Here is a 22074-nt window from a genome sequence, read left to right as displayed (position 1 = left end):
TTGATTTTTGAATTCGTGGTTTTCCGCGTTTATTTAGCGGTTTGCAATGGCAAATTTTGCAAAAATTTGGCATAAAAAACGGACAGGCGAACCTGTCCGTGAAATTTGGCAAAATTTAGAAAATCAAATCCTAGAATAATCCAAATTTGCCGTCTTTGCGTTTGTATAAAACGCGCATTTTAGCGTCCATATCGTTGAAAACTAGGAATTGATCGGTGCTTTCTTTTAATTTATTTAGCGCCTCGTCGATTTCTAGCGGCTTGTAAAGATCTAGCTCTGTTGGGACGATTTCATCGACATTATCGTCTAAATTCGGCTCACTAGCCTTGATGATTTCATCTACTGCGCTTTGTTTCATATCATCGCGATTTTTGTGCGAATTTACCTTGTCGTGGTAGCGACGAAGCACTTTTGCAAGGCGATTTGTTGCGTTATCTACCGCTGCGTATAGGTCTTTGTCTTTTTCACGCACTACGATTGTGTCTTGGTGAGCTAAATTTAGCGAAAAATCCATGACGAAGCCCTTGCGACCTTGTTTTTCATCTGCTGATACGACAGCACGACCTGATATAATGTCAAGGTTGTATTTTTTTAGACTATCAAACGCTTGTGTGATATAATCCTTAATAGCGTCTGTTAGTTCAAACTGTTTTCCTACTATACTTAAATTCATTCTTTCCTCCATTGAAATTAAGGTTTTTGTATTGTTCTTCTATGGTATCTGATTCGTGGTGAATCAAGAGCCGGTGTCGAAGTAACGACAACATCAATAATGGCTGCGTGGCTAGTTACAGCATTCCCAGTCGTCTTGCTAAATGCAGTTGTTGATGCCCTGTTGCACCTAGCAGGCATATTTGCATCCAAATAATTGATTGTAACATTTATATCAAAAAGAGATTCATTGCGACTAGGATAAGTAATGTCAATTTTATTTAGACAATTCGCCCCATCATCTTCATCCACCGGATACTGATGCTTTTGCATTTCCAAAATAGCATACTCTGTCGCACTTTGCGCTAAAAGCACAGCCTGCTCGCGGTTGTGAGCGTTATTTGTATCGCGGGCTGTCATCGTAGCGATAGAAAGCGCAGTAATAGCCGTAGTGGCAACTAAAACGATAAAAAATATTGCGGCTATCAAGCCAAAAGCTCTTCTCATCTTTTTCATTAGTACACCACCTGAGATTTACACATAATCATATCTAATTGCTCTGGATCGAAATTTCTACCATTATCTCTCATACATAATTTCATTTGAATAGAACCCATTATATCTCTATACAAAAATGTAGATACATCCTCAGCAATCAACGAAACTTTTGGCGCATTTGCACCCGTACCATTGTATGTTTCGCCCTCCCACGGTCTATAATTATAAGCCAGCGTTAAATTGAAATTTTTACCAGTTTGACCACCATAATTCACATCCTTCACATCAGTAGGATAAATAGCATACGCAGAATGAACCAAGTAGTATTGTTCTGAAAATTCTCTAACATTTTCAGTGCCATTCCAATAGTAATGATAGCTAGTTATAGTTAAATTCTCATCACTATTGCCAACCCGTGCCTTTGCTATATAAACCTTATCATCATCATTATTTGTACCTTTATATCCATATGCAGTGATAATGTTTGTTCCGCTATAATCATTTGCTAAATTACCAAAAATCACAGCAAAATCATTATATCTACCATTTTTGCAACCCCTAGTAGCACATGTTAAGTTACTAACGATACCGCTTACAGCAGACAAAACACTACCTTGTGTAAGAACAGAATTTGTACTATTATCAGTGCTATCAAAAGAAAGAGATACAGAACTCATATCCATAAAACCACTCCAACCTGGTTTTGAGCTATTAATATCTTTTGTCTCTATACTTTGACCAATCCACTCTACAACATCATTTTGCACAGGAGCAGCCGCAAGGTTTATAAATTCATTTATAGGCTTGCCCAATTTTCTACTAACAACACTACCATAAACGCGATATTCTAATCTATTTGATATCAAAGTAATCGCGTTTTGAGTCCTTGATTCTAGCTGATTTAATGCACGAGTATGAACATAAGATTTATAAATCTGCGAATACAAATCAGCACCAAACATAGAGATTATGCCTAAAATCACTATAACCATCACTAATTCTATTAAAGTAAAACCTTTTTTCATGATTGCAATCCTAATTATTTAACTTTTATCGGAGTGCTTTCCGGACGAGAAGAGCCTATATTAAATGTGTAATACCTAAGCTTTACGCTAGTACCATTATCGCCCTCATCGATATTTTTTGCTTCAACTTCTACTAATTTTACATCAGTAGGCGTTGCATTATCAGCAATTCCAAAATTTGCATTTATCTGACCATTATTTTTACTAACTAGCGGATCTGGCACATACTTAACATTTACACTTGTTTTTATATCAAAAACATTATCGCCTCTATATGATCTCGAAGTTTTTTCTGTGCGCTCAAAACCATCATAGTCATCTATATCTACATACGGATATTCATCATTTCGCACAGTTGGAACAGAACTGCCACCGATACCAAAATCACTTTCCGAAGTTGGTTTCGCATCGGTAATACTGTCTAATTTTCTGTTGCCATTAGCACCATCTCTGAGAATTCCTGGCCTACTCTCCTTTGCAGCACCAATACTATGAATCACATTTTCGCTACATTCCTTGACACAATCAGAATCATACGCACTATCCCAAATAGCAGGTTGCACGCGACTAACCATAAATTTAGCGCTATAAACAAGCTCCTGTTGCACGGCAAACATATTCAAATTTACCGTCTGAGCAACTATGCGCGGTATGGCCATTGTAGTAATAGCCAAGATTACGATGGTAAAGACCAACTCGATCAGAGTGAAACCCTTTTTCATCTCGCCTTCCTTAAATTTTACTCATGGATACTCAATATCCACTGCTAGACGCATAATTATACAACGCAAAACCTTAAATTTGCTATTTTTACGCATACAAAATGAAATTTTTAAAATTTGAGTGAAATTTTGGTGTATATTTACCTAAATATTATAGAATTGCGGGTTAAAATTTCACAAGGAAAAAATATGCAAAATTTAATCAAATTTCTACTTTGTGCCTTGTTTGTCGCATTTATCGGCGGTTGTAGCTCGAAGGGCGATGGCACACTTTTTAACCTCAGCCAAGAAGCATGGTATGCGCAAATCCTAGACGATTTAAACTCGCTTTCATACGATGATGCCGAGACGCACTACACGAGCTTTGCTAGCGAGCACATCGCTTCACCGCTTTTGGAAGAAATGACGCTGATTATGGCACAAGCCTTCGTCGATGACGAAAATTACGAAAAAGCAAACAAATATCTAGACGAATATATCCGCAGATACGGCACCGCGAGAAAAATCGAGTATGCAAGATACCTAAAAATCAGAGCAAATTTCGACTCATTTTCACGCCCAGGTCGCAATCAGCGATTAATGCTAAATAGCATAGATGAAATTCGCAAATTTATCATCGAATACCCTCAAAGCCAGTATAGACCGCTATTAGAGACTATGATGACCAAGCTTCGCTTAGCCGAACACCAGCTCAATAAAGACATAAAAGACCTTTACGAGCGCACTGGTAAGGACGAATCAGCTAAAATTTATGAAAGCAGAATCGAAAATTCGCCGATGAACAGCACCGAGATTATCAAACCGCAATCCCCATGGTATCGCGCGATATTTGAGTAGGAAATTTCTAATGCAGTTATCACAAAATAAAAAATTTCCCACAGATTTGCCGATTTTGGTCGAGGACGAGCTGTTTTTATACCCGTTTATGATAACTCCGCTTTTCATAAGCGATGAAAAAAACAAAAGAGCCATCGATCTTGCGATAAAAAACGAATCCATGATAATGGTAGTAAGCTCGACGCCCGAATTTAACGGCGACAGAAGCTTCGGCGGGATTTATCATATCGGCGTAATCGGCACTATCATGCGCACAGTGCCACTTCCTGATGGCAGGGTTAAAATTTTATTCCAAGGCTCTGCAAAGGGCAAAATTCTGCACGAAATTTCGCAAAACCCGCTATTTGCCACTATCGGTATCGTCCATGACGAGCGAGGAGATGAGGCGAAAATCGACGCATCAATCAATGTTTTAAAAGAGAGAGTCAAAGCCCTAAGTAGCCTAACGCACTTTTTCCCAAACGATCTGCTTAAAACTATCGAGGAAAACACAGACGCATCGCGAATTTGCGATTTAACACTAAGCGCGCTCAGGGTCAAAAAAGAGATAGCGTATTCGTTTTTTTCGCAGTTAAATTTAGAAAAAAGAATTTTCGATCTCATCGCCTACATTGCCGATGAAATCGAATCTTATCGCCTCGAAAAAGAGATCAAAAGCAAGGTTCATAGCAAAATCGATCAAACCAACAAAGAGTATTTTTTAAAAGAGCAGTTAAAACAGATTCAAAAAGAGCTTGGCTCAGATAGCGATAGAGAGGTCGAAATCGAAGAATACAGAAAAAAACTAGACCTAAAAAAGCCATTTATCAGCGATGAAGCCTACAAAGAGATAAAAAAGCAAATCGACAAATTTGCGCGCCTTCACCCAGACAGCGCAGACGCAGGGCTTTCGCAAAGCTATCTCGACTGGGTTTTGGAAATCCCATTTGAGCAAATGGCAAAGGAAAAACTTTCAATCCAAAGCGTAAGCAAACAGCTAAACAAAGACCATTATTCCCTAGAAAAGCCAAAAGAGCGTATCGAAGAGTATTTCGCGCTAAAAGAGCTTTTAGAGCTTCGCGGAAGCGTGGATAAAGAGGGCAAACGCGTAAATAACGGCGCGATTTTGTGCTTTTACGGACCTCCTGGCGTGGGTAAAACCAGCCTGGCAAACTCAATCGCAACTGCACTAAAACGCAAATTGATCCGTATCGCGCTTGGCGGATTAGAAGATGTCAATGAGCTTCGTGGCCATCGTCGCACCTATGTAGGCGCCATGCCAGGGCGTTTGGTGCAGGGTTTAATCGGCGCAAAACAGATGAATCCAGTCGTCGTGCTAGATGAAATCGACAAGGTATCCACCTCGTATAAAGGCGATCCGACCGCTGTTTTACTCGAAATTTTAGATCCAGAGCAAAATTCAGCATTTAGGGATTATTACCTAAATTTTGATATCGATTTAAGCAAGATTATTTTTATCGCCACAGCGAACGATATTTCCCAAATACCTGCCCCACTTCGCGACAGAATGGAGTTTATCGGGCTTAGCTCATACACCCCGCAAGAGAAATTTCAAATCGCAAAAAACTATCTAATCCCGCAGGAATTAGAGCGACACGGGCTCAAACCAGCCGATATCAGCTTTCACTCTACTGCGCTTGAAAAAATCATCGCCGAATACACCAGAGAGTCAGGCGTGCGTAACCTGCGCCGCCAAATCGCTGCGATTTGCCGTAAAATCGCCGTTAGAATTCTAAAAGATAGTGAATTTAAAAAACTTGCCATAACAACCAAAAATTTAGAAGAATTTTTGGATAAAAAGGTTTTTGAAATCGACGCCGTGAAAAAAACGAACCAAATCGGCATTGTAAATGGCCTAGCTTGGACGAGCGTGGGTGGCGATGTCCTAAAAATCGAAGCGATTAAAATCAAGGGCAAGGGTGCGATGACGATTACCGGTCAGCTTGGCGATGTGATGAAGGAATCCGCTCAAATCGCATTTAGCGTGGTAAAAGTCCTAATCGATAATGGAAAATTAAAATTTGAAAAAAGCACAAATTTAGCGAAAGACGAGCAAATTTATAACAAATTTGACCTGCATATCCATGTCCCAGAGGGCGCTACGCCAAAAGACGGCCCAAGTGCTGGAATCACGCTAGCAACGGCGATTGCATCGATTTTAAGCGAGAAAAAGGTACACTTCGATGTGGCGATGACGGGCGAGATTACGCTAAGTGGGGCCGTGCTTGCAATCGGCGGATTAAAAGAAAAGCTAATCGCCGCGCACAAAGCCAAAATCACCCACGCCCTAATCCCGCGCAAAAATTTCGAGCGCGATTTGGACGAGATTCCAGATGAAGTCAAAAACGCCATGCAAATCACGCCAGTCGATCACATAGAAGATGTGCTAAAAATCGCATTGGTCTAAATTTAGCCTTGTAAAGGAGATGAAATGATAAGCAAAACTAGAAAAACGAAAGAAACCGACATAAGCTTAGAGCTTGAAATTTACGGCTCAGGCAAGGCTGAGATTAGCACAGGAATTGGCTTTTTTGATCACATGCTAACGGCTTTGTGTAAGCACTCGCTAATGGATATAAAGCTTGTTTGTAAGGGCGATTTGGAGGTGGATTTTCACCACAGCGTCGAAGACTGCGGAATCGTGCTGGGTGAAGCGATAAAAGAAGCGATTTATCCGATTCAAAATGTCGAGAGATACGGCGATAGCGTGGTTGTCATGGACGAAGCGGCGACTAGCTGTGCGTTGGATTTATCAAATAGAGCGTATTTAGTTTATGAAGGGCTTAAAACGGGCAAAATCGGCGAATTTGACGCTGAGTTAATCGCTGAGTTTTTTAGGGCCCTTGCGTTTAACGCTGGTATCACGCTACATCTCATAAATTTGCGTGGCGAAAACGCTCATCACATAGCAGAAGCCACATTTAAGGCATTTGCAGTCGCATTTAGACGAGCCGTCGCCAAAAATTCACGCACAGGAACGCCAAGCACAAAAGGCGTGTTGTAGCGTATGGATACATTACTTTGGCTTTTTGAATTTTTTTGGATACTTTCGTATTCTTTATTTATCCCAATTAGTATAACAATAGTTTTGTTAATCATTTCATTATATGGTTTTATTGAGCTAAAAAGAAGCGATAAAGAAAATTTGGATTATCAAAATTTAAAAAAAGTAGTCTTAAAATTTGCCATTATAACCTGCATTTGTGCAGTTATTACAATTGATTTATATATCACAAATTTAATATTCCAAGAGCCAATTTTTCATATGTAAATTTAGGAAAGTTTTAAAATGGGCGATTTATTTTTTACAATACTTTTATGGGGAATTCCGATTTTATTGCTTGTCGGAGTTAGAATTGTCGATAAAAAAATTAGAACCTATCTTAATACAAGAGGTGGCTCAAAACTTACCAACACATTGATTTATATAATTTTATCTCTTGTAATTGTAGCGATTGTCCTTATTTCTTCTTTTGTGGTGTTTATGATTTTAATGTCATTGCCCGGTGCTACAATGTAAGGAAAAATTATGAGTGATGAAAAATTTTATAAAATAATCCTTGCGATTTGCGTTATTTGGGCATTTAGCGTGGCTGGACTGATTGCTTATACTTTTGATTTGCAAAGCAAATGCTCGATTATTTCGTATATCGCAAACGGGAAATGAGCCGTGAAAAAGTCTCAAATTTTAACAATTATTTCGCTGATTTTTGCGTTTTTGGCGTTTGATTTGGCATTTTATCACGGCATTACTAAAAGATATAAAAACTCTACAAATCCCGAAATGCAGGCAAAATCAATCGAAATTAGCAAATTTTTGCCATTTGATGAAAATTCGCAAATTTACAAGACAAAGGCAAATTTAAATTTGCAAGGCGATTTGCCCGTCATCGACGGAGCGGCGGCACTTTTTCCTGCGTTTTCAGCTTTTGTAAATGCGATTTATCCAAAAGATAGCGTAGAATTTGACGGCGAAAATTTCAGCGAAAAAAGCAGACTAAAATACACAAACACTCGTGGTGCTTATAAGGCAGTGGTTGATAAGAAAGCAGATTTGATTTTTGTCGCAAAGCCCTCAATGGCTCAACTACAATACGCAAAAGAAAATGGCGTGGATTTAGAATTCGTGCCAATCGGGCTTGAAGCCTTTGTTTTTATCGTCCATAAAGATAATCCTGTATCAAATTTAAGCACCGCTCAAATCAAGGAAATTTATAGCGGAAAAATCACAAAATGGTCGCAAGTAGGCGGGGCAAATTTATATATCGATGCTGTGCAACGAAACGAAGGCAGCGGTTCGCAAAGTGCGATGAGCGCGTTTATGAAAGATGAAAAAATGAAGCGAAACACGCTTGGATTTTTCGGCTCAGCCATTGGCTTTTCGTTTCGTTACTATGTCGAAACTCTCGTCGCAAACGGCAAGGTTAAAATGCTAAGCCTAAACGGCGTATATCCAAACAAAGAAAATATTAAAAACCGCTCGTATCCAATAATAGGCGAAATTTACGCCGTGTATGATAAAAATAACAAAAACGAAAATATCACTAAAATTTTAGAGTGGATTTTAAGCAACCAAGGTCAAGAAATCATCGAGCAAAGCGGATATGTGGGGATAAAATTTTAAATTTTGCTAATCCCTCACCACGCTAAATCTTCCGCCGCCGCAGGCCAGCAAGCAAAGTGAAATTCCGATATAAAGGTATAAAATTTCAGCTTCAAATCCGCCGTGTTTTGATAATGCCAAAAAATCAGGGTGCGCTAGATAAAATATCACGCCACACAGCCCAAGCACGATGAGCGCGCCCACGCGGGTAAAAAATCCGATGATTATCATCACTGGTGCGACGACTTCGCCCAAATACACGCCATACGCGATAAACTCAGGCAATCCCTTTGCTCCCAGCATACCCTTTATACCGCCCACGCCGTTCATTATCTTTGCCACGCCATGCATAAAAAGGCAAACTCCAAGCGTCAAACGAAGCATTAATAATCCGAAATTTGGAAATGATTTAGGCATAGATAGTCCCTTTTGTGGCGAAATTTTAAAATTTTAAAATTTGGCAAAATTCAAGAATTCTAAAATTTTAAAATTTAAAAAAGGGGCGAAATTTCGCCCCCAAAATTATTTTTTAAGCTTGACCTCTTTGTCTTTGTATAGACCGGTTCCGACTGGAATTATATGACCTAAAATGATATTTTCCTTCAAGTCCTCTAATCTATCAAATTTCGCCGCGATACTTGCCTCGGTTAGAACCTTGGTAGTCTCTTGGAAGGAAGCAGCCGAAATCACACTATCGCTTCCCACAGCCGCTCTTGTGATACCTAGAAGCACTGGCTCAGCGATCGCTGGCTCGCCACCCATTTTCATAATGCGCTCATTTTCTTCTTTAAACCTGCGACGGCTGATTAAATCGCCGATGATTAGCTTAGTATCGCCACTATCTATGATGCGGACTTGGCGAAGCATTTGAGATACGATAATTTCGATATGTTTATCGTTAATCGCAACGCCTTGTGAGCGATAGACTTGTTGAACTTCGCTAACTAGGTAGTAATGAAGTGCCTTTTCGCCTAAAATTCTAAGCACATCGTGTGAGCTAATAGAGCCGTCAGTTAGCCTTTCGCCAGCATGGACAAACTCGCCGTTTCTAACCTGAATTTGGCGAGATTTATCGATTAGATACTCAGCCACAGTGCCGTCCTCGCCCTCGATGATTACGCGCTCTTTTGAGCTCATAGGTTTGCCAAATCTCACAGTTCCGTCGATATCAGCGATGATAGCGGTATTTTTAGATTTGCGCGCTTCGAAAAGCTCAGAAACGCGTGGCAAACCACCTGTGATATCTTTCGATTTCGCAGCGGCTTTTGGCGTCCTAGCTAGGATATCAGCGATCGCTACCTCATCTCCACTAGTTGCAAGAATTTGAGTTTTTGGTCCGATATTGTATTTCATCGGCTCGCCCTTGCTAGGAGTGATTACGATAGCTGGTTTTACACCTTGTGGTAAATACTCATTAATCACCAAGCTACTATGTCCTGTCGCTTCATCGTATTGCTCAGTAGCAGTGTAACCTGGCTCGATATCTTCGTAGCTAACCACACCAGCGCACTCAGCTACCACAGGGGTAGTATATGGATCCCATTGAGCGATTACGGTGTTTTCTTCTTTTTTAGGTTTTGCGATGATATCATCAAATTTAACCTTACTATTATCGTTAAATACAAGCACAGATTCGCGTGGGATATAGTGTCTGATAGCCTCTCTGCCGTTTTCATCAGAGATTACAGCATACATACCTTTTTCGGTTACGATATTTCCCTTTTTGATATCTTTTAGACGCTCTAAATAATCGCCTTTTAAGATGAAATATTTGATCTCGCCAACTGCGCCTGATTTGATTTTTTGAGTTACAGGCTCGCCGTCTTGGACGCAAATTTCACTAGCAAACGGCACACGAGCTGGGATATTCCAGTCTGTTTTGATGATTTCGACCAAACTCTCGTTTTCTTCGATATTATCGCCGTCTTTGCAAACGATATAGTATTTGCCCTCGACCTTACCGCTAACACCAGCTAGCTCATTTGGTTTAGCCAAATCGTGGCGGCGGATATTGTATTTGACCTCATCTTTTTTGCTTTTTACAGAGATATTGACATCATCGTGAGTTACTTCTATGCTTACCTTACCGCTAAATGGAGCTTTGATTTTTGGTTCGACCAAAAGCACAGCCGCATTTCGGCGGTTCATTACGATATTTTTGCCATTGTTTTCATAAGTTTTGACATTGTAATATCTGATATAACCCTCATCGCTAGCGATAACCTTATCTGCTTGTTGATCAGTAGCAGCTGTTCCACCTGCGTGGAAAGTTCTTAGCGTTAGTTGCGTTCCTGGCTCACCAATTGATTGAGCTGAGATGATACCGACAGCCTCACCTGGTTTTACCAGTTTGCCCTCGCCCAAATTCACGCCATAGCATTTAGCGCAAACACCCTTGTGAGCCTTGCAAGTAATCGGAGTTCTAATGCTAACTGATTTAATTCCAGCATCTACGATAGTGCGAACCTCTTTTTCGCCAAGAAGTGTGCCCTCGGTAAATAAAATTTCATTTGAAACTGGATCAATCACATCTGCACTTAGCACGCGACCTAAAATTCTATCGGCTAAATTCTCGACCAAAGTTCCGTTTTCGACGATTTCAGTTACTTCGATACCCTCGTGTGTGCCACAATCATGGATTGTAACGCGGACATTTTGAGCGACATCGATTAGCTTACGAGTAAGGTAACCAGCATTTGCCGTTTTAAGCGCAGTATCGGCTAGACCCTTTCTCGCACCGTGGGTTGAGATGAAGTATTCGTTCGCATCTAATCCCTCGCGGAAATTTGATGTAATCGGGGTCTCGATAATCGAACCATCTGGTTTAGACATCAAACCACGCATACCAGCTAATTGGCGAATTTGCTCTGAACTACCACGAGCGCCACTATCAGCCATCATATAGATTGAGTTAAAGCCGTCTTTGTCGTTTTTCATCAAATCCATCATCTCATCGGCTAATTTTTTAGTCGTGCTTGTCCAAATTTGAATAGTTTTATTGTATCTCTCGCCCTCAGTTAGCAAACCGCCAGAGTATTGGTTTTGGACTTCGCGGACTTGATTTTTCGCGTCCTCGATCAAATTTGACTTAGAATTTGGCACGATGATATCTGAAACAGCGATTGAAATTCCAGCTTTTGTAGCGGATTCGAAACCTAAATTTTTAAGGTTATCTAGGAATTCAGCACTTACTTCCAAACCGCCATTTTTATAGACATAATCGACTAGTTCTGCGATATCTTTTTTCTTTAATTTTTTATTCCACAATGTATCTGGGATAAAATTAGGCAAGATCGATTTGATGACCAATCTACCAGCTGTCGTAAAGATAATGCGACCATCGACCATAGTTTTGATTTTAGCGTGGATATCGAGAGAATTCGCCTCCACAGCGACCATAACCTCATCGACATTGGCAAAAATTTTGTTTGTGCCTTTTGCGCCGGCTTTTTCAAGGCTAAGATAATAAATTCCCAAAACCATATCTTGCGAAGGCACAGCCACAGGCTTACCGCTAGCTGGAAGCAAGATATTCATAGAACTTAGCATTAAAATTTTGCACTCTGCGATTGCTTCTTGGCTTAGTGGGACATGAACGGCCATTTGGTCGCCGTCGAAGTCAGCGTTGAAAGCCGCACAAACAAGCGGGTGCAAACGAATAGCCTTACCCTCGATTAGGACTGGGTGGAAGGCTTGAATTGACATTTTGTGAAGTGTCGGCGCACGGTTTAGCATGACAGGGTGGCCTTTAACAACCTCTTCTAGGCACTCCCAAACCTCATTTACCTTGCCCTCAATCATTTTTTTGGCTTGTTTTACGGTTGTTGCATAGCCTTTTTCTTGAAGTCTAGCTATCAAATGCGGTTTAAATAGCTCTAATGCCATAGTTTTTGGCAGACCGCATTGATCCATACGCAAATTTGGACCTACGACGATAACTGAACGACCTGAGAAATCGACGCGTTTTCCAAGCAAATTTTGTCTGAAACGGCCTTGTTTTCCTTTGATAATCTCGCTTAGAGATTTTAGTGGGCGTTTGTTTGCGCCTTTTACAGCGTTTGCCTTTCTGCCGTTATCAAATAGCGCATCGACAGCTTCTTGGAGCATGCGTTTTTCGTTGCGAATAATAATCTCTGGCGCATCAAGCTCTAAAAGTTTTTTAAGGCGAGTGTTGCGATTGATAACTCTGCGGTATAAATCATTGACATCTGAAACCGCAAATTTACCGCCATCAAGGCTAACTAGCGGTCTTAAATCCGCTGGTAGAACTGGTAAATTTGTAATCATCATCCACTCTGGTTTGTTGCCAGAATTTAAAAAGCTCTCTACGACTTTTAGGCGTTTGATTATATTTTTTTTCTTTAATTCTGAATTTGTGCTAGCCATTTCCTCTTTCAAATTTGAAAGAATTTCGACCAAATCAAGATCTGCTAGCATATCTCTGATAACTTCGCCACCCATTTTAGCCACAAAACCAGTTTGCTCAAATCTCTCGCGCAAGCTTTGATATTGCTCTTCGTTTAAGACATCGTATTTTTCGACTTTTTTAGTGTTTTCGTTATCATAATACGCACTACCAGCGCTCTCTACAATATATGCCTCATAGTAAAGCACGCGCTCTAAATCTTTCATTTTGATATTCAAAAGCGTGCCGATACGGCTAGGAAGCGAATTTACATACCAAATGTGCGCTACTGGGGTAACTAGCTCGATATGCCCCATGCGTGTGCGGCGAACCTTCGAACTAGTGATTTCTACGCCACATTTTTCGCATTTCCAGCCTTTATAGCGCATTTTTTTGTATTTTCCGCAAATGCACTCATAATCCCTTACTGGACCAAAAATTTTAGCGCAAAACAAGCCGTCTCGTTCAGGTTTTAGCGTGCGATAGTTGATAGTTTCTGGCTTTTTAACCTCGCCGTGGCTCCAATTTTTGATTTGCTCAGGGCTAGCAAGTCTTATGGCAAATACATCAAAATCTTGAACTCTACCGTCTTCTTTAATTTCAATTTTTTCTAAGCTATTGTTTTCGCTCATTTCTTTTCCCCGTTTCCGTAAATTTCAACATCCAAAGCAAGTGATTTAAGCTCGTTTGTTAAAACAAAAAATGTCTCAGGAATTCCTGTTGTTGGAACATTTTCGCCTCTGGTAAGTGCTTTATACGCCGCCAAACGACCATCGACATCGTCTGATTTGACGGTTAGCATTTCGCGCAAGGTATATGCCGCACCATAAGCTTCAAGCGCCCAAACTTCCATTTCTCCAAATCTTTGACCACCAAATAGCGCTTTACCGCCGACTGGTTGCTGTGTAACAAGGCTGTAAGGGCCTGTGCTTCTAGCATGGACTTTTTCATCGACAAGGTGGTGGAGTTTGAGATAATACATACAACCCACATTTACGCGCTCTTTAATCTTTTCGCCTGTGCGTCCATCATAAAGCTCGGTTTTGCCATCAGCGTCGATTTTCGCCATTTCAAATAGTTTCGCAAAATCCTCAGGCACGATTCCCTCAAAAATCGGAGCTGCAAATCTAACGCCTTTGCTCCAATCTCTGGCATATTTCAAAAGCTCTTCATCGCTGATTTTTTCTAGCGTTTTCTTCGCGTCCATAAGCTTAGAAACATTTGCGATATCAATCATTTTAGCGCGAAGTTCTTTTAACCACTCGCCAGTTTTTTGCTCTAAAATTTCAGCGATTTGCTCGCCCAAACGCCAACCTACTAAACCTAAGTGGCTCTCCATGATTTGACCGATATTCATACGGCTTGGAACGCCTAGCGGATTTAGGACGATATCTACTCTTTGACCATTTGGAAGATATGGCATATCGACCTCTGGGACGATATTTGAGACGATACCTTTGTTTCCGTGGCGTCCAGCCATTTTGTCGCCGACTTTTAGTTTGCGTTTAGTTGCGACATAGACTTTGACTAGTTTTACTACGCCACTTGGTAAGATATCATCTTTTTCCAAAATTTCGATTTTTTCATCATGCTCTTCTTTAAGCTTTCGTTTTTCGTTTTGGAAGTGGTTTTTCAAATCCTCATACTCTTTTTGAATTTTTTTAGAATATCCTTTGATAAACGAATTTAGCGTAAAGCGGTTTGAGCTTTCAAGCTCTTCTTTGCTGACAATATCGCCTTTTTTATACTCTTTTTTATTTAGGCTTTGTGCACTTTCTAGTTTGCTTTTTGATAGCAAGGCTACGACTTTTAGCATTTCTTCGCGGTCCAGCATCAAAAGTCTATCGTGGTGCTCGCGCTCTAACTCTGTCTTTTCGTCCTCATAAGCTTTATTTGTTCTAGGATCTTTTTCATAGCCTTTTTTGGTGAAAATTTTGACATCGATTACCACGCCCTCCATAGAAGCTGTCGCATAGAGTGATTTATTTACCACATGTCCTGCTTTTTCGCCAAAAATCGCTCTTAAAAGTCTTTCCTCTGGGGTTGGTTTAACCTCGCCTTTTGGAGTTACTTTTCCTACCAAAATCATACCAGGTTTGACATGGGTTCCGATTTTGATAATTCCACTCTCATCAAGGTGAGAAAGCTCTTCTTCCTTGATATTTGGGATATCTCTGGTGATCTCTTCTACGCCGTCTTTTAGCTCTCTGGCTTCAATCTCTTTCTCATAAATATGCACGCTTGTGTATTCATCAGCGCGAATCATCTTCTCGCTCATTACAACGGCGTCCTCGTAGTTATAACCATGCCATGGCATAAACGCGATTAGAGCGTTTTTACCGATAGCTAGCTCGCCGCCGTCCATGCTAGGGCCATCTGCGATGATTTGTCCTTCTTTGACACTATCACCTTTGCGCACAATTGGGTGCTGAGAAAATGTAGTGTTTTGGTTAGTGCGTAAATTTTTCTCCATTGAGTAGTGATCGATAAACGGACCTTTTTCATCTTCGCCCAAGATAAAGATATTTTTATTATCTACTTTTTCGACCACGCCGGCTCTTTTGGCCTTAATCGCTTCCCAAGAATCCCTTGCGATAGTAGCTTCCATACCTGTGCCTACAATCGGAGCAGTTGCGTATAGAAGTGGAACTGCTTGGCGTTGCATGTTTGAACCCATTAGCGCGCGGTTGGCGTCATCGTGCTCCAAAAATGGAATAAGTGAAGCAGCCACACCAGCAATCATACCAGAGCAAAGGTCGATTAGAGTGATGTCCTCGCGTCTAGCCATAAGGTTTTCGCCGTCTTTTCTAGCTTCTAGCATTTCCTCGATAATCGCACCATTTTCGTCTAATTTAGCAGAAGCAGGAGCGATTACATGACCCTCTTCTTGTGTAGCAGTTAGATAAACGATTTCGTCTGTTACCTTGCCATCGACGACCTTTTTATAAGGAGCTTCGACAAAGCCTAAATCATTTACTTTTGCATAAGTTGCAAGGGTATTGATAAGACCGATGTTTTGACCCTCTGGGGTTTCGATTGGACAAATTCTACCATAGTGAGTCGGATGGACATCGCGCACCTCAAATCCAGCGCGCTCTTTAACCAAACCGCCCTCGCCAAGAGCAGATAAACGACGCTTGTGAGTAACCTCGCTAAGTGGGTTTGTCTGATCCATAAATTGGCTCAACTGACCGCCTGTAAAGAATTCCATAAGGGTAGTTGTGATGATTTTTGGATTGACAAAATCATAAGGCATAAGCTCATCGATATTTCCGCTAATGCTTGCAAATTTATCTTTTATAGCTTTTTGAACCTTGATAAATCCAAGGTGCATTTCACTAGCCAAAAGCTCGCCAATAGAGCGAATTCTACGATTGCCTAGATTATCTCTATCATCGATAAAGCCTTCGCCATTTTTAACTTTTATCAAATATTTTGCTGTTTTTATAATGTCTTCGTTAGTTAGCACCGTTACATACTCTGGTGTTTCGTTGCCAAGCTTGTGGTTCATTTTCATACGGCCAACTTTTGTAAGGTCGTATCTTTCAGGGTTGAAAAACAGATCATTTACAAACGATCTTGCAGTCTCTTTAACCACTGGCTCGCCAGGGCGCATAACTTTATAAATTCTAATAGCTGCTAAATCGTTTTCGTCATCAACGCCTTCGCTTTGTTGTAAAATTTTAAGAGCTTCGCTATCTTGGGCAAATGAGTTGATGATAGAGGCATCGACACCGCTAGCTAGGTCGTTTGCGATTGTAAATTTTTTCTGTGAATTTGCAATAGCGACTAGTTTGGTTTCATCTAACGCAGCAAGTGAATCATATATAACCTCGCCACTATCTTTATCAAAAATCGCATCTGCTAAGTGGCGCTCTGCTAAAATTTCAGCTGGGTATTCTATAAGCTTCAACCCCTCTTCTGCCAATTTTTCAGCTTTTTTTAGAGTTAAACGCTTGCTTGCTTGGTGCAAAACCTCGCCTTTTTCGTTGATAATATCATAATCAAGTCTGCCAGCATACTCTTTTGGATCGAAATCTGTTAAGAATTTGCCTTTTTTGACATAGATTGTTTTAATCGGATAAAATAGTTTTATAATGTCTTGTTTTTTATATCCAAGTGCGCGGAAAAGTATAGTAATAGGAACCTTGCGTCGTTTATTAATGCGCACATACAATACATCTTTCGCATCGTATTCGAAATATAGCCAATTGCCGCGATCTGGTATGATTTGGGCTGTGTAGATTAGTTTGTTTAATACAGTCGGGCTCTCTTCTTCTTTGAAAATAACGCCAGGACTTCTGTGTAGTTGATTTACGACGACACGCTCGACACCATTGATGATAAATGAAATTCTATCGGTGATAAGCGGAATATCGCGAATATAAATATCTTGTTCTTTTATATCTTTAACGCCGATTTTTTCGCCTGTTTTATCATCTCGCTCATGCACGATTAGGCGAATTTTCATCTTTAAATTTACAGAATATGTAAGACCACGCTCCATACACTCTCTAATCGAGTATTTTGGCTTGGAAAGCTCGCTACTTACATACTCGATGCTTAGTCTGTTTTGAGCATCATGAATAGGAAAGATAGCACGGAAGACTTTTTCTATACCACTATCTGCATTTGAGTTATCAAGATTTAAAAAGTGATCAAAACTTTTTTTTTGTAATTGTAATAAATTTGGTATCTCTATATCTTTTGGGACCTTAGAAAAATCAACTCTAAGACGATTACCTGAATATAAGCTATTTAACATTCTACTACCTCGTAGTTGTATTTTAAGAAAGAAGTGTCGGCGCTTGCACACCGACACACATTATGATTTGCAAAACTAATAAATTTTGCGAGATTATTTAAGTTCGACCTTAGCGCCTGCTTCTTCAAGCTCTTTTTTAGCTTTTTCAGCATCTTCTTTGCTAACGCCCTCTTTAAGAACAGATGGTGTAGACTCAGTAGCGTCTTTTGCCTCTTTAAGACCAAGACCTGTAAGAGCACGAACGACTTTAATAACATTGATTTTTTTGTCGCCTGCATCAACTAATACGATATCGAATTCAGTTTTTTCCTCAGCTGCTGTTGCACCTGCTGCTGCACCTGCTGCGCCAGCTACCATAACAGGAGCTGCGCTAACGCCGAATTTCTCTTCGAATTCTTTAACTAATTCGCTAAGCTCTAAAACTGAAAGATTAGAAATGAATTCTAATACATCTTCTTTTGTAATTGCCATTGTTTTTCTCCTAAATTTTTATTTTATGCTGTTTGTTCTTTTTTTTCTTTAAGCGCATTTAAGCCGATTGTAAAATTTTGAATCGGTGCGTTCCAGACTTGAAGTAACATTGCGATAAGCTCGTCTCTGCTTGGCATTTTTGAAAGCGCGCGAACTTTTTCGATGCTAGTAACTTCACCATCGACATAAGCAGTTTTAAGTGCAAATGCTTCGTTTTTCTCTTCAAATTTAGCAGCAACTTTACATACTGAAAGTTGATCGCCCCATAAGAAAATATTTGTATCTTTGAAACTCATACCATCTTTTTCGGCGTTTTTCAAAGCGATAGCTGCTAATGTATTTTTGATAACTCTGACTTTTACATCAAGCTCACGAGCGCTATTTCTAAGTTCTTCTAGTTTTTTAACATCTAGACCTTTGAAATCAGATATAACAATAGCTTCGCTATTTTTGAAAGCTTCGCTTAGTTCTGCTACGATTTGTGATTTTTCATCTCTCGTCATTAGGTTTCTCCTTTCCGATCGGTGATTTCAAGCCAAGAGATTTAAATTTAAGCTAGTTAAATTTAAATCAATTAAGTCAAAGCGACCTTGAACTGTCTCCAATCTAAGATAAAAATTTTAAATTTTTATTTTAAATCAATAACTTCTTGGCTATCAAGAGTAACAGCTGGGCTCATAGTTAGCGAAAGTGCTGCATGAGTCACATATCTACCTTTTGCAGTAGCTGGTTTGTGTTTGTTAATGGCTTTGATAAATGTTGTAACATTATCCAAAAGTTGTTCTTTGCTAAAACTTACTTTTCCAAGACCAGCGTGGATATTTCCTTGTTTATCAACGCGGAAATTTACTTGACCACCTTTTGCATTTTTGACAGCTTGTGCTACATCCATTGTAACGGTGCCTGTTTTAGGGTTTGGCATTACGCCTTTTGGTCCAAGAATTCTACCTACTTTACCGACTAATCCCATTAAATTTGGAGTAGCGATAAGAACATCGAAATTTATAATACCTTTTTGGATTTCCTCGATTAAATCATCTGCGCCTACGATATCAGCACCAGCCTCTTGTGCCTCAGTTGCTTTTGCGTCTTTTGCGATAACAGCAACGCGGACGCTCTTGCCTGTGCCAGCTGGTAAAACGATAGAGCCGCGAACCATTTGGTCTGCGTGGCGTGGATCTACATTTAGTTTAAGAGCGATTTCAACAGTTTCGTCAAATTTAGCAGATGCTAGACCTTTTACTGTATCGATAGCCTCAGATATATTATATAGCTTATTAGAATCAACTTTTTTCAAAAGTTCATTAAATCTTTTCGAATTTTTTGACATATATTTCTCCGCAATTTTAAAGTGCTACCGCTTTTATTTAAATCTTAGCGGTCAAAAGATTAATCTACTATGGTAATACCCATAGAGCGTGCAGAACCAGCAATGATTCTAGCTGCTTGTTCGCGATCGTTGGTATTTAAATCAGCGATTTTTTTCTCAACGATTTCCAAAACTTGCGCTTTTGTTAAAGTCGCAACTTTTTTCTTCAAAGGATTGTCTGAACCCTTGTCGATTTTAGCTGCTTTTTTAATCAAATCTGTCGCAGGTGGTTGTTTTGTGATAAATGTAAAGCTTTTATCAGCATAAACAGTGATAACAACAGGGATATTATAACCTGCCATATCTTTTGTGCGCTCGTTAAATGCTTTACAAAATTCCATAATATTTACGCCTTTTTGACCCAAAGCTGGACCAACTGGCGGACTTGGATTTGCTTTTGTAGCGGCGATTTGTAATTTAATCTCACCAACAACTTTCTTAGCCATTTACTATACTCCTTATTAAATTTTTAAATTATCTTTTCAACTTGTGAATATGAAATTTCAATCGGCGTGCTTCTACCAAAGATAGAAACATTTAATCTAAGCTTGCCGTGAAGCATATCATACTCTTCGACAATACCATTAAAATTCGCAAATGGTCCATCGATAATTCTAACAGTCTCGCCCTCATCAAAATTGATTTTTGGTTTTGGTGCTTGACGATTATTGATTTTTTCAAGAATTATTGCGATATCTTTTTCCAATAAAGGAGAAGGTTTTTTAGCCTCGCCGATAAAGCGACTAACTTTTGGCAAAATTTGAATTCTATGCCACAAAGTAGTGTCTAAATCTAAATTTGCAAAACAATATCCAGGATATAAACTTCTCTCTTTGATAGTTTGTTTTGTGTTTTTGACCTCGATAACATCTTCTGTGGGAACTAAAACCTCACCGATTTTATCTGCAAGCATCTCATCAGCTTTTAAAGCTTCGATAGCATTTTTTACTGCCATTTCACTGCCAGCATAAGTCTGAATTGCATACCATTTATGTGCCATAAAAAAACCTTTCTATGCAGTAATTGCAGTAGACATTAAAAAATCTACCAAAGCCAAAAATAACGCTATGACCACAACCACAACAACTACTGAAATATAAGCAGTTCTTGTTTGCTCTTTTGTTGGAAAAATTACCTTATCTAATTCTATTCTTGCTTGTCTATAATATTCTTTAATTTTTTCCATAATCCCTATCCTCGTGGCAGGGCAAGAGGGATTCGAACCCCCAACCATCGGATTTGGAATCCGGCGCTCTACCGTTGGAGCTATTGCCCTATAAACTTATTTAAGCTTAACTTCCTTGTGAAGTGTGTGTTTTTTTAATCTAGGGCAGTATTTTTTAAGTTCCAATTTTTCTGTTGTTGTTTTGCTGTTTTTATAAGTGCTGTAATTGATATCTCCGCACTCAGAACATTTTAGACCAATTTTTACTCTACTTGAATTTTTTGCCATATTACTTCCTTAAATTTAAAAAAACAGACGGATTCGAAAATCCGTCTGTATAAAAATTATGCAATGATGTTTGAAACAACACCTGAACCAACAGTTCTACCACCCTCACGGATAGCGAATCTTGTTCCTTGTTCAAGAGCAACAGGAGCGATAAGCTCAACTGTGATTTTAACATTATCACCAGGCATAACCATCTCTGTGCCAGCAGGTAGAGTGATTGAGCCAGTAACATCTGTTGTTCTAACATAGAATTGTGGTCTATAATTGTTAAAGAAAGGAGTGTGGCGTCCGCCTTCCTCTTTTGTTAGAATATAAACTTCACCTTCGAATTTTGTGTGAGGAGTGATTGATTTTGGTTTGCATAGAACCATACCTCTCTCAACTTCTTCTTTTTTAGTTCCTCTTAGCAATACACCGACATTGTCGCCAGCTTCGCCTTGATCCATCTCTTTTCTAAACATCTCAACGCCAGTAACTGTTGTTGTTTGAGTTGGTTTAAGACCAACGATTTCGATTGTGTCGCCTACTTTAACAACACCTTTTTCGATTCTACCAGTTACAACTGTACCACGACCTGAGATTGAGAAAATATCTTCGATTGGCATCAAGAAATCTTTATCAGTGTCACGAGTTGGAGTTGGGATATAGCTATCAACAGCATTCATAAGATCCATGATTTTTGCTGACCACTCGCCGTCGTTACCAGCTTTTGCCTCTTCAAGAGCTTGAAGTGCTGAACCAGCTACGATTGGAGTATCATCGCCTGGGAAGTTGTATTCATTTAGAAGCTCTCTAACTTCCATTTCAACTAGTTCTAGAAGCTCAGGATCATCAACCATATCAGTTTTGTTTAGGAAAACAACGATGTATGGAACACCAACTTGGCGAGATAGCAAGATGTGCTCTCTTGTTTGTGGCATAGGACCATCAGCTGCTGAAACAACTAGGATAGCGCCGTCCATTTGAGCAGCACCAGTAATCATGTTTTTAACATAGTCAGCGTGGCCTGGGCAATCAACGTGAGCATAGTGGCGAGACTCTGTTTCATACTCAATGTGAGATGTAGCGATAGTGATACCGCGCTCTTTTTCCTCAGGAGCATTATCGATATTGTCGTAATCTTTAAGCTCAGCAAGACCTCTTCTAGAAAGAACAGCAGAAATAGCAGCTGTCAAAGTAGTTTTACCATGATCGACGTGACCAATAGTACCAATGTTTACGTGTGGCTTGTTACGAGTAAATTTTTCTTTAGCCATCATATCCTCCGTTATTAAT

At 39.7% G+C, this 22074-nt stretch carries 22 protein-coding genes and 1 tRNA gene; 7 read left to right on the top strand and 16 right to left on the bottom strand.

Features of this window, described 5'->3' with window-relative positions; all coding sequences use genetic code 11:
• Positions 1–130: 130 nt before the first annotated feature.
• The 4 genes from hpf to OFO01_RS06230 are packed head-to-tail and all read right to left on the bottom strand — an operon-like array spanning position 131 to position 2896.
• The gene (gene hpf, locus OFO01_RS06245) at positions 131–673 is read right to left on the bottom strand and encodes a ribosome hibernation-promoting factor, HPF/YfiA family (RefSeq protein WP_270859340.1); all 543 of its coding nucleotides are present in this window, start codon (positions 671–673) and stop codon (positions 131–133) included.
• A gap of 17 nt (positions 674–690) precedes the next feature.
• On the bottom strand, positions 691–1167 hold the full coding sequence (locus OFO01_RS06240; RefSeq protein ID WP_270875521.1) for a type II secretion system protein: 477 nt from the start codon (positions 1165–1167) through the stop codon (positions 691–693).
• Positions 1167–2174, bottom strand: coding sequence for a prepilin-type N-terminal cleavage/methylation domain-containing protein (locus tag OFO01_RS06235; RefSeq protein WP_270859338.1), 1008 nt, complete (start codon positions 2172–2174; stop codon positions 1167–1169). Before OFO01_RS06235 ends, OFO01_RS06240 begins: the two co-directional genes overlap by 1 nt.
• A 14-nt stretch (positions 2175–2188) precedes the next feature.
• Positions 2189–2896, bottom strand: coding sequence for a pilus assembly FimT family protein (locus OFO01_RS06230; RefSeq protein ID WP_270859337.1), 708 nt, complete (start codon positions 2894–2896; stop codon positions 2189–2191).
• Positions 2897–3085: 189 nt separating this feature from the next.
• Between OFO01_RS06230 and OFO01_RS06225 the strand changes: the two genes are divergently transcribed.
• The 7 genes from OFO01_RS06225 to OFO01_RS06195 are packed head-to-tail and all read left to right on the top strand — an operon-like array spanning position 3086 to position 8357.
• Positions 3086–3733, top strand: a complete 648-nt coding sequence (locus OFO01_RS06225) for an outer membrane protein assembly factor BamD (RefSeq protein ID WP_270859336.1) — start codon at positions 3086–3088, stop codon at positions 3731–3733.
• A gap of 10 nt (positions 3734–3743) precedes the next feature.
• Positions 3744–6140 (top strand): endopeptidase La, encoded by a 2397-nt coding sequence (gene lon, locus OFO01_RS06220; RefSeq protein ID WP_270859335.1) that lies wholly within the window; start codon positions 3744–3746, stop codon positions 6138–6140.
• A 24-nt stretch (positions 6141–6164) separates the two neighbouring features.
• Positions 6165–6737 (top strand): imidazoleglycerol-phosphate dehydratase HisB, encoded by a 573-nt coding sequence (gene hisB / locus OFO01_RS06215; protein ID WP_270859334.1) that lies wholly within the window; start codon positions 6165–6167, stop codon positions 6735–6737.
• A gap of 3 nt (positions 6738–6740) precedes the next feature.
• Positions 6741–7004, top strand: a complete 264-nt coding sequence (locus tag OFO01_RS06210; protein WP_270859333.1) for a hypothetical protein — start codon at positions 6741–6743, stop codon at positions 7002–7004.
• 18 nt (positions 7005–7022) lie between these two features.
• On the top strand, positions 7023–7253 hold the full coding sequence (locus tag OFO01_RS06205; protein ID WP_270859332.1) for a hypothetical protein: 231 nt from the start codon (positions 7023–7025) through the stop codon (positions 7251–7253).
• Between the two features lie 9 nt (positions 7254–7262).
• The gene (locus OFO01_RS06200) at positions 7263–7400 is read left to right on the top strand and encodes a hypothetical protein (protein WP_270859331.1); all 138 of its coding nucleotides are present in this window, start codon (positions 7263–7265) and stop codon (positions 7398–7400) included.
• A gap of 3 nt (positions 7401–7403) precedes the next feature.
• Entirely contained in the window at positions 7404–8357 is a 954-nt protein-coding gene (locus OFO01_RS06195; protein ID WP_270859330.1) for a PstS family phosphate ABC transporter substrate-binding protein, read from the top strand.
• Positions 8358–8363: 6 nt separating this feature from the next.
• On the opposite strand, the gene OFO01_RS06190 is transcribed toward OFO01_RS06195, so the two are convergent.
• From OFO01_RS06190 to tuf, 12 genes are all read right to left on the bottom strand, one after another.
• On the bottom strand, positions 8364–8753 hold the full coding sequence (locus OFO01_RS06190; protein WP_270859329.1) for a DoxX family protein: 390 nt from the start codon (positions 8751–8753) through the stop codon (positions 8364–8366).
• A 105-nt stretch (positions 8754–8858) separates the two neighbouring features.
• Positions 8859–13373, bottom strand: coding sequence for a DNA-directed RNA polymerase subunit beta' (gene rpoC / locus OFO01_RS06185; protein ID WP_270859328.1), 4515 nt, complete (start codon positions 13371–13373; stop codon positions 8859–8861).
• Positions 13370–17506: a DNA-directed RNA polymerase subunit beta gene (rpoB, locus tag OFO01_RS06180; protein ID WP_270859327.1), complete on the bottom strand. Its 4137-nt coding sequence runs from the start codon at positions 17504–17506 to the stop codon at positions 13370–13372. Before rpoB ends, rpoC begins: the two co-directional genes overlap by 4 nt.
• A gap of 93 nt (positions 17507–17599) precedes the next feature.
• On the bottom strand, positions 17600–17977 hold the full coding sequence (rplL, locus tag OFO01_RS06175; protein ID WP_270859326.1) for a 50S ribosomal protein L7/L12: 378 nt from the start codon (positions 17975–17977) through the stop codon (positions 17600–17602).
• Between the two features lie 23 nt (positions 17978–18000).
• Positions 18001–18480: a 50S ribosomal protein L10 gene (gene rplJ, locus OFO01_RS06170; protein ID WP_270859325.1), complete on the bottom strand. Its 480-nt coding sequence runs from the start codon at positions 18478–18480 to the stop codon at positions 18001–18003.
• 125 nt (positions 18481–18605) lie between these two features.
• Positions 18606–19307 carry a 50S ribosomal protein L1 gene (gene rplA / locus OFO01_RS06165; RefSeq protein ID WP_270859324.1) on the bottom strand — a complete coding sequence of 234 codons (702 nt, stop codon included), beginning with the start codon at positions 19305–19307 and terminating at the stop codon, positions 18606–18608.
• Positions 19308–19366: 59 nt separating this feature from the next.
• Positions 19367–19792, bottom strand: coding sequence for a 50S ribosomal protein L11 (gene rplK / locus OFO01_RS06160; RefSeq protein ID WP_270859323.1), 426 nt, complete (start codon positions 19790–19792; stop codon positions 19367–19369).
• A gap of 23 nt (positions 19793–19815) precedes the next feature.
• Positions 19816–20346, bottom strand: coding sequence for a transcription termination/antitermination protein NusG (gene nusG / locus OFO01_RS06155; protein ID WP_270859322.1), 531 nt, complete (start codon positions 20344–20346; stop codon positions 19816–19818).
• A 12-nt stretch (positions 20347–20358) separates the two neighbouring features.
• Positions 20359–20532: a preprotein translocase subunit SecE gene (gene secE / locus OFO01_RS06150; protein WP_270859321.1), complete on the bottom strand. Its 174-nt coding sequence runs from the start codon at positions 20530–20532 to the stop codon at positions 20359–20361.
• A 14-nt stretch (positions 20533–20546) separates the two neighbouring features.
• Positions 20547–20622, bottom strand: a tRNA-Trp gene (locus tag OFO01_RS06145).
• A 6-nt stretch (positions 20623–20628) separates the two neighbouring features.
• Positions 20629–20799 carry a 50S ribosomal protein L33 gene (gene rpmG, locus OFO01_RS06140; RefSeq protein ID WP_270859320.1) on the bottom strand — a complete coding sequence of 57 codons (171 nt, stop codon included), beginning with the start codon at positions 20797–20799 and terminating at the stop codon, positions 20629–20631.
• 56 nt (positions 20800–20855) lie between these two features.
• The gene (gene tuf, locus OFO01_RS06135) at positions 20856–22055 is read right to left on the bottom strand and encodes an elongation factor Tu (protein WP_270859319.1); all 1200 of its coding nucleotides are present in this window, start codon (positions 22053–22055) and stop codon (positions 20856–20858) included.
• Positions 22056–22074 lie beyond the last annotated feature (19 nt).

Source organism: Campylobacter sp. JMF_01 NE2, from assembly GCF_027737365.1.
GTDB lineage: Bacteria > Campylobacterota > Campylobacteria > Campylobacterales > Campylobacteraceae > Campylobacter_B.
Note: the sequence above shows the minus strand (reverse complement) of the source record. Positions and strands in the feature narration are given on the sequence as shown.